14 protein-coding genes are annotated in these 16766 nt (G+C 75.1%); 4 read left to right on the plus strand and 10 right to left on the minus strand.

Annotation, left to right across the window (positions count from 1 at the left end; all coding sequences use genetic code 11):
- Window positions 1-665 precede the first annotated feature (665 nt).
- On the plus strand, window positions 666-2672 hold the full coding sequence (locus ACZ47G_RS36980) for a glycoside hydrolase family 15 protein (RefSeq protein WP_465750452.1): 2007 nt from the start codon (window positions 666-668) through the stop codon (window positions 2670-2672).
- 12 nt (window positions 2673-2684) lie between these two features.
- Here the strand turns inward: ACZ47G_RS36980 and ACZ47G_RS36985 are convergent, their stop codons facing one another.
- From ACZ47G_RS36985 to yczE, 3 genes are all read right to left on the minus strand, one after another.
- A complete protein-coding gene (locus ACZ47G_RS36985; RefSeq protein WP_465750454.1) occupies window positions 2685-3851 on the minus strand; it encodes a glycosyltransferase family 4 protein in 1167 nt (388 codons plus the stop codon).
- Between the two features lie 181 nt (window positions 3852-4032).
- Window positions 4033-5766 carry a DNA repair protein RecN gene (gene recN, locus ACZ47G_RS36990; RefSeq protein ID WP_380462506.1) on the minus strand — a complete coding sequence of 578 codons (1734 nt, stop codon included), beginning with the start codon at window positions 5764-5766 and terminating at the stop codon, window positions 4033-4035.
- Between the two features lie 88 nt (window positions 5767-5854).
- On the minus strand, window positions 5855-6475 hold the full coding sequence (gene yczE, locus ACZ47G_RS36995) for a membrane protein YczE (protein WP_465750477.1): 621 nt from the start codon (window positions 6473-6475) through the stop codon (window positions 5855-5857).
- 289 nt (window positions 6476-6764) lie between these two features.
- Here yczE and yczR point away from each other — a divergent pair, with 289 nt between their 5' ends.
- The gene (gene yczR / locus ACZ47G_RS37000) at window positions 6765-8273 is read left to right on the plus strand and encodes a MocR-like transcription factor YczR (protein WP_465750456.1); all 1509 of its coding nucleotides are present in this window, start codon (window positions 6765-6767) and stop codon (window positions 8271-8273) included.
- 33 nt (window positions 8274-8306) lie between these two features.
- On the opposite strand, the gene ACZ47G_RS37005 is transcribed toward yczR, so the two are convergent.
- The 4 genes from ACZ47G_RS37005 to ACZ47G_RS37020 form a co-directional block, all read right to left on the minus strand.
- Window positions 8307-9215 carry an NAD kinase gene (locus tag ACZ47G_RS37005; protein ID WP_465750458.1) on the minus strand — a complete coding sequence of 303 codons (909 nt, stop codon included), beginning with the start codon at window positions 9213-9215 and terminating at the stop codon, window positions 8307-8309.
- A gap of 91 nt (window positions 9216-9306) precedes the next feature.
- A complete protein-coding gene (locus tag ACZ47G_RS37010) occupies window positions 9307-10113 on the minus strand; it encodes a TlyA family RNA methyltransferase (protein ID WP_465750479.1) in 807 nt (268 codons plus the stop codon).
- Between the two features lie 36 nt (window positions 10114-10149).
- Window positions 10150-10422: a hypothetical protein gene (locus ACZ47G_RS37015; protein ID WP_465750460.1), complete on the minus strand. Its 273-nt coding sequence runs from the start codon at window positions 10420-10422 to the stop codon at window positions 10150-10152.
- Entirely contained in the window at window positions 10406-11242 is an 837-nt protein-coding gene (locus ACZ47G_RS37020; RefSeq protein ID WP_465750462.1) for a hypothetical protein, read from the minus strand. Before ACZ47G_RS37020 ends, ACZ47G_RS37015 begins: the two co-directional genes overlap by 17 nt.
- Before the next feature lie 157 nt (window positions 11243-11399).
- On the opposite strand from ACZ47G_RS37020, the gene ACZ47G_RS37025 reads away from it, so the two are divergent.
- A complete protein-coding gene (locus ACZ47G_RS37025; RefSeq protein ID WP_465750464.1) occupies window positions 11400-11747 on the plus strand; it encodes an SCP2 sterol-binding domain-containing protein in 348 nt (115 codons plus the stop codon).
- Between the two features lie 176 nt (window positions 11748-11923).
- On the opposite strand, the gene ACZ47G_RS37030 is transcribed toward ACZ47G_RS37025, so the two are convergent.
- Complete coding sequence (locus tag ACZ47G_RS37030; RefSeq protein WP_465750466.1) at window positions 11924-12961, minus strand: HAD-IIA family hydrolase; 1038 nt, start codon at window positions 12959-12961, stop codon at window positions 11924-11926.
- Between the two features lie 52 nt (window positions 12962-13013).
- Window positions 13014-13598 (minus strand): tetratricopeptide repeat protein, encoded by a 585-nt coding sequence (locus ACZ47G_RS37035; RefSeq protein WP_465750468.1) that lies wholly within the window; start codon window positions 13596-13598, stop codon window positions 13014-13016.
- Between the two features lie 93 nt (window positions 13599-13691).
- On the opposite strand from ACZ47G_RS37035, the gene ACZ47G_RS37040 reads away from it, so the two are divergent.
- Window positions 13692-15062 carry a DUF1015 family protein gene (locus ACZ47G_RS37040; protein ID WP_465750470.1) on the plus strand — a complete coding sequence of 457 codons (1371 nt, stop codon included), beginning with the start codon at window positions 13692-13694 and terminating at the stop codon, window positions 15060-15062.
- A 102-nt stretch (window positions 15063-15164) separates the two neighbouring features.
- Here the strand turns inward: ACZ47G_RS37040 and ACZ47G_RS37045 are convergent, their stop codons facing one another.
- Window positions 15165-16076: a tetratricopeptide repeat protein gene (locus ACZ47G_RS37045; protein WP_465750481.1), complete on the minus strand. Its 912-nt coding sequence runs from the start codon at window positions 16074-16076 to the stop codon at window positions 15165-15167.
- Window positions 16077-16766: the final 690 nt, after the last annotated feature.

Raw genomic sequence — 16766 nt, forward strand, 5'->3', positions numbered from 1 at the left:
TCGCCGGGCGACGGGAGGCCGGCAGGTGCGCGGCGCTCGAAGGGTCGTCGGTTCGGCTGGTCCGGGGCGTTTGATCCCGCCGGTCCACGGGATACCAGGGTAACAGTGACCTGACCGGGACGCCTTTCGGCCCGCGCTCGGCGCTCCGGGAGCGTGCGCCGGGCGCACCACCGGCGCACCATCCGCCGCAGGAGTCACACCGGTCGCACCACCCACCGGACCGGGCCAGCCGGCGCACTCCGTCCGGGCCATCCCGGCCCCTCCGTTACGGCCACCCGGAGCTGATCCTTCCGGACCATCCTGCGCCGCGCCCCCGCGATGCACGGCATTTCCGCCGAATTGCGGCGCCACACGAGGCTGCGCCCGCGTGCTTCGCCCCTTTCGTCCGTCGTAAGCTGCACGGACGCATCGCGACAGCACGAGCACGCGGAGGGCGTGGGAGCGTCAGGACACTCCCGGTCCCCGATGCGCGACCGGACCTCCCCGTAATCCCAGCTCCTCCCCACCCACCCTCAGGGGCTCGACAGAGCCCCGCGCGGACACTCCAGCAAGGCCCGCCACCACCCCCCGGCGGGCCGGACGTCCCGGGGTGAACCTCCGGCCCCGCAGACCGCTCGCTCCCTGGTTCGCCGATGCCCTGACCACATTGCGAACTGGAGATCCACGTGGCCGGCCGTATCGAGGACTACGCACTCATCGGGGACATGCAGACCGCTGCCCTGGTCAGCAGGGACGGGGCGGTGGACTGGCTCTGCCTGCCCCGCTTCGACTCGCCGGCGGTGTTCGCCGGCCTGCTGGGCACCGATGAACACGGCTTCTGGCGGATCGGCCCGGCCGAGGCGGTCGTGACCGAGGTCCCCGCCCCGGCCACCACGCCCACCACGGTCGGCCTGCCCCGCTTCACCGACACCGCCGACCTGCGCGTCCCCCCGCCCACCGTCACCGCCCCCGCCCTGCCCGCCGACCGGCGCCGCTACCGGGGCGACTCGCTGATCCTGGAGCAGGAGTGGGACGCCCAGGGCGGCACCGTCCGGGTGATCGACTTCATGCCGCCGCGCCCGCTGGTCGGCCGGGACGCCGTCCCCCAGGTGATCCGGATCGTCGAGGGCGTGGCCGGCTCCGTGCGGATGCGCTCGGCGGTGCGGATGCGCTTCTCGTACGGCCGGATCGTCCCCTGGGTGCACCGGGTCGAGCAGGCCGACGGCGGCCACCGCACCGTCGCCGTCGCCGGGCCCGACTCGGTCTGGCTGGACGGCGAGGCCGAGACCTACGGGCGCGACCTCACCACCTACGCCGACTTCACCGTCCGGGCCGGCGAGCGGATCGCCTTCGCCCTCACCTGGCAGGCCTCCCACCTGGAGCCCCCGGCCGTCCCCGACGCCGAGGCGATGCTCGACGCCACCGCCGACTTCTGGCACGACTGGGCCGACCAGTGCACCTACCAGGGCCCCTACCGGGAGGCCGTGATCCGCTCGCTGATCACCCTCAAGGGCCTCACCTACGCCCCCACCGGCGGCATCGTCGCCGCCCCCACCACCTCGCTGCCCGAGGACATCGGCGGCGAGCGCAACTGGGACTACCGCTACACCTGGCTGCGCGACGCCGCGATCACCCTCTCCTCGCTGCTGCGCACCGGCTACCGCGAGGAGGCCCGCGCCTGGCGCGAGTGGCTGCTGCGCGCGGTCGCCGGCGACCCGGAGAACCTGCAGATCATGTACGGCATCGCCGGCGAGCGCGAGCTCACCGAGTCCTCGCTGGACTGGCTGCCCGGCTACGAGGGCTCGCAGCCCGTACGGATCGGCAACGGCGCCGCCGGACAGCTCCAACTCGACGTCTACGGCGAGGTGGTGGAGGCCCTGCACCTGGCCCACATGACCGGCCTGGTCCGCAACGACCACGCCCACAACCTCCAGCTGCGGCTGATCGAGTACCTGGAGGACCACTGGCAGAACCCGGACGAGGGCATCTGGGAGGTCCGCGGCCCGCGCCGGCACTTCGTCCACTCCAAGGTGATGGCCTGGGTCGCCGTCGACCGCACCATCAAGCTGCTGGAGCAGACCCCCGAGGACGCCCCCTCCGAGGGCCACCTGGAGCGCTGGCGCGAGCTGCGCGAGACCATCCACCGGGACGTCTGCGACAAGGGCTACGACCCGGAGCGCAACACCTTCACCCAGTACTACGGCGGCCAGGAGCTGGACGCCTCGCTGCTGCTCATCCCCCAGGTCGGCTTCCTGCCGCCGGACGACAAGCGGGTCATCGGCACCATCGAGGCCATCCAGCGCGAACTGTCCACCGAGGACGGCTTCGTACTGCGCTACCCGACCCACGACGAGTCCGGCAACAACGTCGACGGCCTCTCCGGCCACGAAGGCGCCTTCCTGGCCTGCTCGTTCTGGCTCGCCGACGACCTCGCCATGATCGGCCGGGTGCAGGAGGCCCGCGAACTGTTCGACAAGCTGCTGTCGCTGCGCAACGACCTCGGGCTGCTCGCCGAGGAGTGGGACCCGCGGCTCAAGCGCCAGGTCGGCAACTTCCCGCAGGCCTTCAGCCACGTTCCGCTGATCGACACCGCCCTGCGGCTGACCGCCTGCGGCGCCGCCTACCTGTCGCCCCAGCCGGACGCCCCGACCGCCGACCGGACCGCGGAGCGGGTCGAGCGGGCGACGGTCTAGCGCACGCTGCGGCTAGCCCCGCTGCACCAACTCGTCGTAGGTGCTGAGCACCTGGGCGACGGTGGCGGCCTCGTCCGGCCAGGTCTCGGCCTGCTGCCGGCCGGCCGCCACCAGCCGCTCGCGGTGGGCCGGGTCGGTGAGCAGCTCGCGCACCGCCCGGCCGAGCGCCACCGGGTCGCCGGACGGCACCAGCAGGGCGGCGTCGCCGACCAGTTCGGGGATCCCGCCGACGGCGGTGGCGACCACCGGCAGACCGGCCCGCATCGCCTCCTGGACCACCAGCGAGCGGGCCTCCCAGCGGCTGGAGACCACCACGACGTCGGCGGCGGCCAACAGGTCCGGCACATCGGTGCGGTAGCCGAGCAGACGCACCGGAAGCTTCTCGGCGGCCACCCGCTCGCGCAGCGGGCCCGCCTCCGGGCCGTCGCCGGCGAGCAGCAGCAGCGGCTCCGGGTCCAGCCCGGACAGCTCGCCGGTGGCGTCCAGCAGCAGCCCGAAGGCCTTCTGCGGGACGAGCCGGCCGACCGCGAGCACCAGCGGACGGTCCGGGCCGTCGCCGAGCAGCGCGGCCCGGGCCTCGGCCCGGCCGAGCCGGCCCTCGGGCATCGGCGGCGCGGCCACCGGGCCCAGCCGGGCGTCGGTGGCGCCCAGTTCGCGGGCCCGGGCGACCAGGTCGGAGGAGGCGCCGAGGACGAGGTCGGCGGCGCGCGCCACCCGGCGCTCCATCAGCCGCTGAAGCCGCCGCTCCATGCCGGTGGCCAGCAGCGCGTGGTGCGAGGTGACCACCAGCGGGGTCTCCGGCCGCAGGCCCGGGAAGCGGCCGGCGGTGCGCAGCGCGAGGTCGGACAGCAGTCCGGCGCGCAGCCCGTGGGCGTGCACCACGTCGGCGCCGGTGAAGGCCCGGCGCAGCTCGCCGATCGCGGTGGCGTCGCTGCGGGCCCCCGCGGTGGGGGTGATGTCGACGGTGTGGAACCGCGCGCCGGTGCGGGAGAAACCGAACAGCGCGTCCGTGCCGGCCGGTGCGCAGACCGTGACGGTCACCCCGTGCGCGACCAGGCCCTGGGCCAGGGAACGCACATGCGCACCGATGCCGCCGGTGCTGGCGGCCAGGACGAGTACCACGTGCAGCTGCCCCGGTTCCGGGGCGGCCGCGGTGGCCCGGGCAGCGGAATGGTCCACGTCGTCTCGCATCCGACTCGATCAGGTTCGCGCGCCGCTTCGCGAGGATTGCCCGCCGGACGGCGCTCGGGACTGGAAAGCCAGTGTCCAGCCGCCACCATGCCAGGTCGGCGGCCCTCTTGGACAGTCGGCGCCACGGGGGGCGCGTCGCCGTCCTACGGGTGAGGGCCGCCGGTCCCGACTACCGGTGGCGGGGGGCCCGGGCGGCGGCCAGCAGCTCCTCGGCGTGGGCGCGGCCCAGCTCCGAGTCCTCCAGGCCGGCCAGCATCCGGGAGAGTTCGCGCACCCGCTCCTCGTCGTTCAACACCTTGACCCCGGAACGGGTCACGGTGCCGTCGTTGGTCTTCTCCACCACCAGGTGCCGGTCGGCGAAGGCGGCGACCTGCGGCAGGTGGGTGACCACCACGACCTGGGCGGATTCGGCCAGTTTGGCCAGCCGGCGGCCGATCTCCACCGCGGCCTTGCCGCCGACGCCCGCGTCCACCTCGTCGAACAGGTAGGTGGGGACGGGGTCGGCGCCCGCGAAGACCACCTCGACGGCGAGCATCACCCGGGACAGCTCACCGCCCGAGGCGCCCTTGGCGATCGGCCGCGGCTGAGCGCCCGGGTGCGGGGCGAGCAGCACCTCGACCTCGTCCACGCCGTGCGGCCCGTACGCGACGGTCCGCCCGTCCAGCTCGATGCCGGCCAGGTCGTCGACCCGGGTGATCGAGAAGGTCACCCGGGCGTGCGGCATGGCGAGTTCGGCGAGTTCGGCGGAGACGGCCGCGGCGAAGCGCCCGGCAGCGGCCTGCCGGGCCGCCGACACCTCGGCCGCCAGTTCGGCCAACTCGGCCCGCAGTTCGGTCTCCTGGGCGCCGAGCTGGTCGATCCGCTCGTCGTCGCCGTCGAGTTCGGCGAGCCGCTCGGAGCCGGCCTCGGCCCAGGCGATCACCTCGGCGAGGCTGTTCTCCTCGCCGCCGTACTTGCGCAGCAGTTGGGCCAGGACGGCCCGGCGGTCCTCGACCGCGGCCAGCCGCACCGGGTCGGCGTCCAGGTCGTCGGCGTAGCCGGCCAGGTCCCCGGCGACGTCGGCCAGCAGGTAGCCGACCTCGTTCAGCCGGTCGGCGAGGGCGGCGAGGCGCTCGTCGTGGTGGCGCACGGCGTCCAGGGCGCGCCGGGACTGGGCGAGCAGGGTGCCCGCGTCCAGCGCCTCCGGGTCGGCCGGGTCACCGGCCAGGGCGGCGTGGGCCAGGGTCGCCGCGGAGGACAGCGCGTCGGCGTGGCCGAGCCGCTCGGCCTCGGCGGCCAGTTCGACGTCCTCCCCGGCCACCGGCTCGGCGGCGGCGATCTCGTCCAGGCCGAAGCGCAGCAGGTCGGCCTCCTGGGCGCGCTCGCGGGCCCGGGTGGTCAGCTCCTCCAGGGTGGCCGCGACCTCGCGCAGGGCGCGGTAGGTCTCCCGGTAGCGGGCCAGCGGCTCGGCCACGGTGGCGCCCGCGTAGCGGTCCAGCGCGCCGCGCTGGCGGGCCGGGCGCAGCAGCCGCTGCTGGTCGGTCTGGCCGTGCACCGCGATCAGGTCCTCGCCGAGCTCGGTGAGCAGCCCGACCGGGACGGCCCGCCCGCCGACGTACGCCCGGGAGCGGCCCTCGGCGGAGACGGTCCGGCTGATCAGCAGGGCCCCGTCGTCCAGTTCGGCCCCGGCCTCGACGGCGCGGGCCGCCGCCGGGGAGCCCGCGGGCAGTTCCAGCCGCCCCTCCACGACGGCGCGGCCGGCGCCGTGGCGCACCAGGCCGGGGTCGGCGCGCCCGCCGAGCAGCAGGCCGAGGCTGGTCACCACCATGGTCTTGCCGGCCCCGGTCTCACCGGTCACGGCGGTGAAGCCGGGGGCCAGCTCGACCACCGCGTCGTCGATGACCCCAAGATCCCGTATCCGCATCTCGTCCAACACGGAGACGACCTTACGAGGTTCCGCCCCCGGAGCGCGACGAGCGGCAACGGCGCGCGGCAACTCCGTGCCGCCGAGTTCATCCCTTCCGGGGGGTTTGGGCGGCGGTGGGCACCGTGCACCACGGCAGGAAGAGCTGCACCAGCGGGCCGATGAGCAGCGCGTACAGCACCGTGCCGACCCCGGCGGTGCCGCCGAGCAGCAGTCCGACGGCCAGGACGGTGACCTCGATGCCGGTGCGGATCAGCCGCAGCGAGCGCCCGGTGCGCCGGTGCAGTCCGGTCATCAGACCGTCGCGCGGACCGGGGCCGAGACGGGCGCCGATGTAGAGGCCCGAGGCCAGGCCGTTGAGCACGATCGCGGCGGCCATCAGCGCGGCCCGGGCGGGCAGGCCGTGCGGCCCGCCGACCAGCCGCAGGGTGAGGTCCATCGCCGCGCCGATCACCAGCACATTGGCGACGGTGCCCACCCCCGGGCGCTGGCGCAGCGGGATCCACAGCAGCAGGACGAGAGCGCCGCAGATGGTCACCCAGGCGCCCACGGTGAGGCCGAGCACCCGTTGCAGGCCCTGGTGGAAGACGTCCCAGGGGTCGAGGCCGAGGCCGGAGCGGAGCATCAGCGCCATGCTCACCCCGTACAGGGCGAGGCCGACGGCGAGCTGCGGGAAGCGGCGGCCCAGCGCGTGGGTGTCGCCGAGGATCCGGACGGCGAGGCCCGGGCGGGTGGGCTCCGGAAGCCGGGCGGGCTCCGGAAGCGGGATGTGCTCCGGAAGCGGGGCGGCGGAGGTGGACGGGGTGGCGGAGGTGGACGGGGTGGCGGAGGTGGACGGGGGCGTGGGTGCGGTGGTGGCGGCCAACGGTGCTCCTGCGGGCGGTGCTGCACCCCCGGGTCCGGCCCGGTGGTGGCGGCTCGGCGGCCGCGCTGCCATCATGAACAGTCCAATAGGGCCCACGACAGGGCCAATCCCGAGCAAGTGGACTGATCAGGCCATGGCCGACTGGCACACCACCGTCACCCCGCCCGCACTGGCCCGGCTGCTCGCCACCGCCCGGCTCCCCGACCCGGCCACCGCGCGCCGCCCGGCCTACCGCACCCTCGCCGGGCAGATCCGGCTGCTGGTCACCGACGGCCGGCTGCCGGTCGGCGCCCGGCTGCCCGCCGAACGCGAACTCGCCTCCGCCCTGGAGCTCAGCCGCACCACCGTCGCCACCGCCTACGAGACCCTGCGCGGCGACGGCTACCTGCTCAGCCGGCGCGGCGCCGGCAGCTGGACCGCCCTGCCCGAGGGCGCCCCGCCGCCCGGCGACGCCCTGCACCCCGTCCCGCCGGACGAGCAGGGCCGGATCCTGGACCTCGGCGTCGCCGCCCTGCCCGCCCCCCAGCCCTGGCTCGGCCGGGCCGCCGCCCGCGCCGTCGAACTGCTGCCGCACTACGCCTCCGGACACGGCCACTACCCGACCGGCGTCCCGGTGCTGCGCGAGGCCGTCGCGCGCCGCTACACCGAGCGCGGACTGCCCACCACCCCCGACCAGATCCTCGTCACCACCGGCGCGATGGGCGGGCTGCACCTCGTCCAGCGGGTGCTGGTCGGCCGCGGCGACCGGGTCGCCGTCGAGGCGCCCAGCTACGCCCACACCCTGCAGGCGCTGCGCCTCACCGGGGCGCGCCTGGTGCCCGTCCCGTACGCCTCCGGAGCCCGGCCGGGCGGGCTGCGGTGGGACCAGGACGAGTGGCAGCGGGTGCTGCGCGGGGCCGCCCCCAAGGTCTCGTACGTCATCCCGGACTTCCACAACCCGACCGGCGCGCTGATCGACGAGGAGCAGCGCCGCCGGCTGCTGGCCGCCGCCCGGGCCGCCGGGAGCATCGTGCTGGTGGACGAGACCACCGCCGAACTCGGCTGGGGCGTGCCGGAGTCCGCGCCGCTGCCGCGCCCGATGGCGGCGCTGGACCGCTCCGCCCAGGTGGTCACCGTCGGCTCGGCCGGCAAGCTGCTCTGGGGCGGCCTGCGGATCGGCTGGGTCCGGGCCGCGCCCGCGCTGGTGCGCCGGCTGGCCACCGAGCGGGTCTACAGCGACGTCGGCACCCCGGTGCTCGAACAGCTGATCGCCGCCGAACTGCTGGGCGAACCGCTGCCCGAGGTCCGCGCCCACCAGCTGGACCGGCTGCGGGCCACCGCGCACGCCTTCGCCGCCGCGCTGTCCGAGCGGCTGCCCGACTGGAGCTTCCCGCTGCCGCCCGGCGGCCTCGCGCTCTGGGTGTCCACCGGCGGCCTGTCCGGCGCGGCGCTGGCCCAGACCGGGGAGCACGCCGGGATCCGGATCGCCGCGGGCAACCGGTTCGGCTCGGACGGCGCCTTCGAGCACCACATCCGGATCCCGCTCACCGTGCCCGCCCCGGCCGTCCCGGCCGCCGTCGAGCGGCTGGCCGCGGTGGCCGCCCGCGCGGCGGCGGGCGGCCGGCTCGTCCCGGCCGACGAAGGCCAGGCGCTGGCGGTCTGAGCGGTCCGGGTGGCGCCGTGAGTTGACGGCCCGTCAGCAGGGCGTGTTCGAGCGGCCGCGCCAACCCGTCACCGGGAGCGCGAACTTGGCCACCAGCCGGTCGGTGAACGGCGCCCGGTGCAGCCGGGCCAGCCGCACCGGCGTCTGCCCCCGGCGCACCTCCACCCGTGCGCCGGCGGGCAGTTCGACCGAACGCCGACCGTCGCACCAGAGCACCCCGTGCGGGGTCTTGGGCTGCACCTCGACGGCCAGCACCGAGTCCGGGGAGGTCACCAGCGGCCGGGCGAACAGCGCGTGCGCGGAGATCGGCACCATCAGCAGCGCCTCCACCTCCGGCCACACCACCGGCCCGCCGCCGGAGAACGCGTACGCCGTCGAACCGGTCGGCGTCGCGCAGACCACCCCGTCGCAACCGAAGTTGGAGACCGGACGGCCGTCCACCTCGGTCACCACCTCCAGCATCCGCTCCCGGGACGCCTTCTCGATCGAGGCCTCGTTCAACGCCCAGTCCTGGTGCACCACGTCGCCGTTGGTCCGGACGATGACGTCGATCGTCATCCGCTCCTCGACCTCGTAGTCGGCGTCCACCACCCGCTCGACCACCACCGCGAGGTCGTCCCGCTCGGCCTCGGCCAGGAAGCCGACCCGACCCAGGTTGATCCCCAGCATCGGCAGCCCGTGCGAGCGCGCCAGCTCCGCGCCGCGCAGCAAGGTCCCGTCGCCGCCGGCGACCAGGATCAGCTCGCAGCCGTCCGCCGCGCCCGGCCCCTCGGCCACCTTCTCGACCCCGCCCGGCAGGTCGAGGTCCACCGCCTCGGCCTCCAGCAACCTGATCCGGAGCCCCGCCTTCAGCAGCCCGTGCACCAAGCTCTCGACGCTGCGCAGCGCCGCCTCCCGGCCGGTGTGCGCGATCAGGAAGACCGTGCGTTCTTCATCGCTCATGCCGCTGCCCTCTCCCTACGCCTGCCGGGTCGTCCTCGGCCCGGTGCGGCCCCGCCATCCAGCATGGCGGGCCGGACGCTCGCAGAGCACCCTATCGGGGCCCTTCCGCCACGGCCCGGTCCGCGTCCGCGGGGTCCAGCTGCGGGGCGTCCCGGCGCATCCAGAGGAAGTACTCGACGTTCCCGGACGGCCCCGGCAGCGGGCTCGCGGTGACGGCCCGCACGCCCAGCCCGAGCTCCCACGCCTGCCCGGCCACCTGGCGCACCATCTCGGCACGCAGCTGCGGGCTGCGCACCACCCCGCCACTGCCCAGACGCTCCTTGCCGATCTCGAACTGCGGCTTGACCATCAGCACCAGGTCCGCGTCCGCGGCGGCGCAGGCGGCCAGCGCCGGCAGCACCAGGCCCAGCGAGATGAACGACAGGTCGCCGACCACCAGATCGACGGGGGTGCCGCCGATCGCCTCCAGGGTCAGCTCGCGGACGTTGGTGCGGTCCATCACCGTGACCCGCTCGTCGCTCTGCAGCGACCAGGCGAGCTGCCCGTAGCCGACGTCCACCGCCAGCACGTGGGCGGCCCCGGCCCGCAGCAGCACGTCGGTGAACCCGCCGGTGGAGGCGCCCGCGTCCAGCGCCCGGCGGCCCTCGACCACCAGGCCCTGCGGCACGAAGGCCGCGAACGCCCCGGCGAGCTTGTGCCCGCCGCGCGAGACGTAGTCGGGGTCGTTGTCGTCCTTTGCCACCACGACCGCCGCCGAGGTCTCCACCTGGGTGGCCGGCTTGGTCGCGGTGGTGCCACCGACGGTCACCCGGCCGGCCGCGATCAGCTCGGACGCGTGCTCACGCGAACGGGCCAGCTTGCGGCGGACCAGCTCCGCGTCGAGTCGGCGTCGTGCCACTGCCACTGCTACTTCAGCTCCTACGGGTCCTGCGGATCATTCCTGGTCGAGCGCGGCCAGCGTGTCGGCGAGCCGCTGGTGAACATCTTCGTACACCGCGACGTGCGCCTCGGCCGGGACCCCGTCCAAAGCCTCCAGCCGGGCCAGCCCGGCGTCCACCCCGGGGTGCCCGGTGGGCAGCAGCTCGACACCGAGCGGCTCGACCACGCCGACTTGCGCGACCGGTGCGACCGGTGCGACCGGTGCGACCGGCTCGAAATCGCCCTCCGCCGCGTCTGCGGGCGCGCTGGTCTCACTCGTCCCGGACATCGGGCTTCTCGGGCTCCTTCGCGCTGGTGGCCTTGCGGACGGTGGTCTTCTTCGTCGCCGTGCGCTTGGCGGCCGCCTTGGGCTCGGGGGTGTCCTGCTTCCGCTGCGCGGTCTTCCGGACGGTCGCCTTCTTGGCGACGGTGGTCTTCTTGGCGGCCGCCTTCCTGGTGGCGGCCTGCTCGGCGGTGGTCTTCTTCGCCGCGGTCTTCTTCGCCGGGGCCTTCTTCGCCGCCGTCCCGTTCACGGCCTGCTCGGCCACCGCCGCGGGCGGCACCGGGGCCACCGGGGTCACCGGGGGATCGACCTCGACCGGCTCGTCCACCTCGACCCGTTCGGCCACTATCGGCTCCGCCGCCACCCGCTCGTCCTCGAACTCCCAGCCGCGCCCGAACAGGTCGTCCGCCCGGGGCGCCGGCACCGGCTCCTCCGCCGGGTACCCGGCCGCGTAGGGGTCCGCTCCGGGCGCCGCCTCGGCCGGCTCCTCCTCGACCTCGCGCAGCTTGCTCTCCAGGTAGGCCAGCACCACACCGACCTTGGTCACCTGGTCACCGACCTTCTCGAAGACCTTCTCGACCTCGCCCCGCGCCACCCCGACGGCCAGGTCCACCCCGGCCCGCCCGGCCGTGACGGCCTCCTCCGCCAGGGTCTGCAGCGTCTTCGCCGACGGCGGGAACTGCCCGCCCAGCTTGCGCTCGACCTCGGCCACGTCGACGCCGGTCTTCTCCAGGACCGCGGCAGCCGTGTCGACGACCCGCTTGCCGACCTCCTCCACCACCACGGCGGCGGCCGCCACCGCTCCCCGCACCGTCCTCGGCAGCATCCGGGTGCCTCCTCCGCGCCTACGCGCGTCTCGCTCCGTCGCCCTCGGCACCCAGGCGATTCCGGGCACCCCACTGACGACGCTACCGCCAAAACCCTCCTGAGGTACCGTGGGCCGGCAGTCCGCACCGTAGTGACCCGGGGATGGAGCGAGCGCCATGGCGAACGCCGAGGAGTGCCGGGAGGCACTGGAGCAGCTGAGCCGGAACATGGCGAACTCCACCGGCGACGTCCGCAAGGCAGCCGCCCTCGACCGCTCGCTCAGCTGCCGGATCACCGACCTCGGTCTGACCTTCACCGGGCAGCTGCGCGACGGCCGGATCCAGGACCTCGTCGCCACGCCCGGCGCGCCCACCGAGCAGGCCGCGATCCGGCTCACCATGGCCAGCGACGACCTGCTCGCCCTGGTCGGCGGCGACCTCAAGTTCGCCTCCGCCTGGGCGAGCGGCCGGGTGAAGCTGGAGGCCGGCTTCCGCGACCTCCTGCGGCTGCGCACCCTGCTCTGACGCCCTGACGCCCTGGGCCGACGTCGGTACGGACGTCCGCGCCAGACGCCTGATCCAGACGCCCGTCTCAGACATGCGTCTCAGACGGGTGCATCGGACATGGCCACCGGGCGACCGACGAGCGTCTCGGACCTCCGTCTCGGACCTTCGTCTCGGACCTCCGTCTCAGACAGCCCTCAGAAGCCGAGCTCGGCCAGCGCCTTCCGCCCGTCCACCGACCCGCCGTCCGCGTCCAGGGCCGTCCACGCCGCCGCGCACAGCGCCCGCAGCCCGTCCCAGCGGTCCCCGGCACCGGCCAGCCCCAGCACGCCGTCCGACACCGTGGCGGTCCAGCCGCCGCAGACGAAGCCGCCGTCCGCCGCCGTCACCGCCGGCTGCGGGACCAGCAGGGCCCGCAGGTCGGCCGCCAGGTACGTCGGCCGGTGCTCGACCGGGGCCGCCAGCAGCTGCGCCGGGGTGGTCACCCCGGTGAACACCAGCAGGCTGTCCACCCCGCCGTTGAACGCGCCCTCGATGTCGGTGTCCAGCCGGTCCCCGACCACCAGCGGGCGCCGAGCGCCGGTCCGCAGCACGGTCTCCCGGTGCATCGGCGGCAGCGGCTTGCCCGCCACCTCCGGCTCCACCCCGGACGCCGCCCGCACCGCCGCCACCAGCGTCCCGTTGCCGGGCGCGATGCCACGCGCCGTCGGCACCGTCATGTCGGTGTTGGAGGCGACCCACGGCAGCCCGCCGCGCACCGCGTACGAGGCCTCCGCCAGCTGCGCCCAGCCGACCGACGGGTCGAAGCCCTGCACCACCGCGAGCGGCTCATCCTCCAGCGAGCGGACCGCGACCAGCCCGCGCTCGGCCAGCGCCTCCTCCAGCCCCAGCCCGCCCACGACCAGTACCTTCGCACCGGCCGGCACCTTCTCGGCGACCACCCGGGCGGCCGCCTGGGCCGAGTTGATCACGTCCGCGGGCTCGGCCGGCACACCCAGCTCGGTCAGGTGCTCGGCGACCACCCGGGGCGGGCGGGAGGCGTTGTTGGTGACGTAAGCGAGCCGCATCCCGGCCGTACGGGCGGCCGCCAAGGAGTCCACGGCGTGCTCGATCGCGTGCGGACCGGCGTAGACCACGCCGTCCAGGTCCAGCAGCGCCGTGTCGTACGCCTCGGTCAGCGGGCGGTCGCTGCCGCCGGGGGTGGTGCGTCGTGCGGGAGTGGCCGTCTCGGTCATGCCTGCGCTACCTCATTCACTGCGGTTCGTCTGCTCGTCACTGCCCGCCCGCTCAGGCGTCGTCGTTGACGCCCTCGGGCTTTCCCCCGGGCTGCCGGGGAGGACCCGCCCCCGGCTCTCCGCTCGCGTGCTTCCGGTTGGCCGGAACACCCGGCAGCAGCGGGCCGAACGCCCCGGCGCGGGCCGCCAGCGTCGCCCGGGTCTGCCGCAGCGCCGCCCGGTAGTGGTCGGCCTCCGGCCGCATGGCCACGGCCAGCGCCAGGTGCTCGGCGGAGGTCTCGAAGTCGCCCAGCCGGGCCGCCGCGACACCCCACCCGAACTGAGCGTAGTCGTCCGAGGGATCGGCCAGGGCCACGGTCCGGAAGTTCTCCAGCGCCGCCGCGTACGAACCGGCGTCGAACTGGGCCCGGGCCAGCGCCTCCCGGATGCTGCGCGAGTGCGGCTCGGCCTCCGCCGCCCGGGCCAGCAGCTGCTCGGCCGCCGCCGGGTGCCCCTGGGCCAGCAGTTGCGCGCCCCGGCGGAACCAGTCGTAGACGTCCCCCGACGGCTCCCCGGGCCGCCCCTGCGCCGGGACCCCGCCCGTGGGCACGTACTCCCCCGGCGCGCCGCCCTCCAGCCGCTCCTGCCCGTCCTCCATGCCCTACCTCGCCCTCGGTCGCACACCCGGCCCCACAGGTCGGCACGGGTATTCCGATCTCTCAACAACGCGTACCCGGTTACGATGCCCAGAATGAGCACACCCAGTGCAGAAGACGGAGTCGAGACTCCCGTGGGCGGCCCCGGCGATCCCGGGCACGTCGCCACCGCAGGCCTGTCCCTGTCCCCCTTCCGTGGCCTGCGCTACGTCCCGGACCGGGTCGGCGCGCTGGCCTCGGTGATGTCGCCGCCGTACGACGTCGTCGACCCGGGGCGTCGCCTCGACCTGGAGACGGCCGATCCGCACAACGTGGTCCGGCTGATCCTGCCCCGGCCCGAGCCCGAGGACGGCGGCGACCGCCCCGACCGCGACACCAAGTACCGGCACGCCGCCCGGCTCCTGTCCGGCTGGCAGCGCGAGGGCGTCCTCGCCGCCGACCCGGAGCCGGCGATCTACGTGTACGAGCAGCGGGTGCCCGGCGACGGCGACACCCCCGAGCTGCTCCAGCGCGGACTGATCGGCGCCCTCGCGGTGAGCGGCCCCGAGGCCGGCGTCGTCCTCCCCCACGAGGACGTGATGCCCCGGCCGGTCGCCGACCGGGTCGGGCTGATGCGCACCACCCGGGCCAACCTCGAACCGCTGCTGCTCACCTACCGCGGCCACGGCGACGCCTCGGACGTCATCGAGCGGACCGTCGAGGGCGAGCCGCTGCTCTCCACCGCCACCAGCGACGGCACCCACCACCGCCTGTGGGCTGTCACCGACCCCACCGACCTCGCCGCGATCGGCCGCGACCTGGCGACCTGCCGGGCGCTGATCGCCGACGGCCACCACCGCTGGGAGATGTACCTGCGGCTCCAGCGCGAGCACCGCCACCTGCCGCGCAGTCCGTGGGACCGCGGCATGGTGCTGCTGGTCGACACCGCCCGCTACCCGCTGCGGGTCCGCGCCATCCACCGCGTGCTGTACCGCCTGCCGGTGGCCGAGGCGCTGGAGCAGCTCGGCGACCAGTGGAAGGTCAAAGAGGTCCCCGGCCCGCTGGCCGCCGCCCTCCAGGCCCTCGCCGAGCAGAAGCGGCACGGCGGCAACGGCTTCGTCCTCACCGGCGGCGACGGCGTCTTCTGGCTGCTCGGCGAGCCCGAGGAGGCCCTGCTCGACGCGACCGTGCCGCACGACCGGCCCGAGGAGTGGCGCCGCCTGGACGCCACCGTGCTGCACGCCACCCTGCTCGACGCGACCTGGCACGTCCCGGACGGTCCCGACGACATCGGCTACCTGCACACCGCCGCGGCCGCCGAGCGCGAAGCCGCCCGCACCGGGGGCACCGCCGTGCTGCTGCACCCGGTCCGGGAGAGCGTGGTGCGGCGGCTGGCCGAACAGGGCGTCACCATGCCGCGCAAGTCCACCTCGTTCGGGCCGAAGCCGGCCACCGGTCTGGTGCTCCGCAGCCTGCCGCTCGGTTAGCCCGCCGCCGGAGCGGTCCGCCGCGGCGACCGGAGCCCGAACGCCGTGAGGCCCTGCCGATCCCCGAAGGGAACGGCAGGGCCTCACGGTGTTTCAGGACGTTCAGCTCCGGGCGTCGCCCTTGGCCTCGGCCTGCTCGGCCTTGTCCGCCTCGGCGTCCTCGGCACGCTCGGGCACCACGCCGTCGAACTCCTCGTCGATCTCGAGGTCGTCCTCGTCGTAGAACTCCTCGACGTCCTCTTCGTCCTCGAAGATCACGCGGTCGTCGGCGACGTCGCCGGTGCGCTTCTTCACCGGGGCGTCGGCCTGGTCGGCCTCGTCCTCGGCCAGCTCCGGGTCGAGCGCGTCGGTGAACTCGACGCCGTCGATCTCGGCCAGGCGCTCCGAGGCGTTGGTCGTACCGTCGGTGTCGGCCTCGGCGGCCTTCGCGAACCACTCACGGGCCTCGTCGGCACGGCCGGCCGCGATCAGCGCCTCGGCATAGGCGTACCGCAGACGCGCGGTCCACGGGTGCACCGCGCTGGAGGCCAGCTCCGGGCTCTGCAGGGTGACGACGGCCGCGTCGAACTGCTCCATGTCGCTGCGGGCACCGGCCGCCACCAGGCGCATCTCCACCTGGCCGGCCTTGTCCAGCTGCTTCACCTCGGGCTCGCCGGCCATCGCCAGCGCCCGCTCCGGACGGCCCAGACCGCGCTCGCAGTCGGCCATCACGGGCCACAGGTCGGCACGACCGGTCATCCGACGGGCGGCGCGGAACTCGGTCAGCGCCTCGGAGTACCGCTGGGTCATGTACGAGGCGAAGCCGGCCGCCTCACGGACGGCGGGCACGCGGGACGCCAGCCGCAGCGCGACGCGCGAGTACTGGTAGGCCTCCTCCGGCTCGCCGTCGAGCAGGCGGGCCACCATCACCAGGTTGCGGGCGACGTCGTCCGCGAGGGTCTTGGGCAGGCTCTTGAGCTCCTGGCGCACGTCCGCGTCCAGCTCGAAGCCGGTGACGTCCTCCGGGATCGGCAGGCGCCTGACGGGCTCGAAGTTGCCGCGACGGTCGTCGTAGTCCTGACGGCCCCGGTCGCCACCGCGGTCGTCCCGACGGTCATCGCGACGGAAGCCGCCGCCCTGGGGGCGGTCGTCACGGCGGAAGCCGCCACGGTCGCCACCACGGTCGCCGCGGTCGCGGTTGAAGCCGCCGGACGGGCGGTCGTCGCGACGGAAGCCGCCGCGGTCGTCGCGGTCGCGGTTGAAGCCGCCGCCCTGCGGACGGTCACCGCCACGGTAGCCACCGCGGTCGCCGCCACGGTCGTCGCGGTCGCGGTACGACGGACGGTCGCCACCACGGTCGTCACGACGCGGACGGTCATCACGGTCATCGCGACGGAAGCCACTCGGGCGGTCGTCGCGACGGAAGCCGCCACCCTGGGGGCGGTCGCCGCCACGGAAGCCGCCGCGGTCGTCGCGGTCGCGGTTGAAGCCGCCACCCTGCGGACGGTCACCACGGTCACGGTTGAAGCCACCGCCCTGGGGGCGGTCGTCACGGCGGAAGCCGCCACGGTCGTCACCACGGTCATCGCGGTCACGGTTGAAACCGCCGCCGGAGGGGCGGTCGTCGCGACGGAAGCCGCCACCCTGGGGGCGGTCGCCGCCACGGTAGCCACCGCGGTCGTCGCGGTCGCGGTTGAAGCCGCCACCCTGCGGACGGTCACCACG

The sequence above is a fragment of the Kitasatospora sp. NPDC030952 genome (assembly GCF_055571335.1).

Coding starts and splice junctions, on each gene's coding strand:
- recN (WP_380462506.1), bottom strand. CDS start 5,766: ATGCGGATACGGGATCTTGGGGTCATCGACGACGCGGTGGTCGAGCTG.
- yczR (WP_465750456.1), top strand. CDS start 6,765: ATGGCCGACTGGCACACCACCGTCACCCCGCCCGCACTGGCCCGGCTG.
- ACZ47G_RS37005 (WP_465750458.1), bottom strand. CDS start 9,215: ATGAGCGATGAAGAACGCACGGTCTTCCTGATCGCGCACACCGGCCGG.
- ACZ47G_RS37015 (WP_465750460.1), bottom strand. CDS start 10,422: ATGTCCGGGACGAGTGAGACCAGCGCGCCCGCAGACGCGGCGGAGGGC.
- ACZ47G_RS37020 (WP_465750462.1), bottom strand. CDS start 11,242: ATGCTGCCGAGGACGGTGCGGGGAGCGGTGGCGGCCGCCGCCGTGGTG.
- ACZ47G_RS37025 (WP_465750464.1), top strand. CDS start 11,400: ATGGCGAACGCCGAGGAGTGCCGGGAGGCACTGGAGCAGCTGAGCCGG.
- ACZ47G_RS37030 (WP_465750466.1), bottom strand. CDS start 12,961: ATGACCGAGACGGCCACTCCCGCACGACGCACCACCCCCGGCGGCAGC.
- ACZ47G_RS37035 (WP_465750468.1), bottom strand. CDS start 13,598: ATGGAGGACGGGCAGGAGCGGCTGGAGGGCGGCGCGCCGGGGGAGTAC.
- ACZ47G_RS37040 (WP_465750470.1), top strand. CDS start 13,692: ATGAGCACACCCAGTGCAGAAGACGGAGTCGAGACTCCCGTGGGCGGC.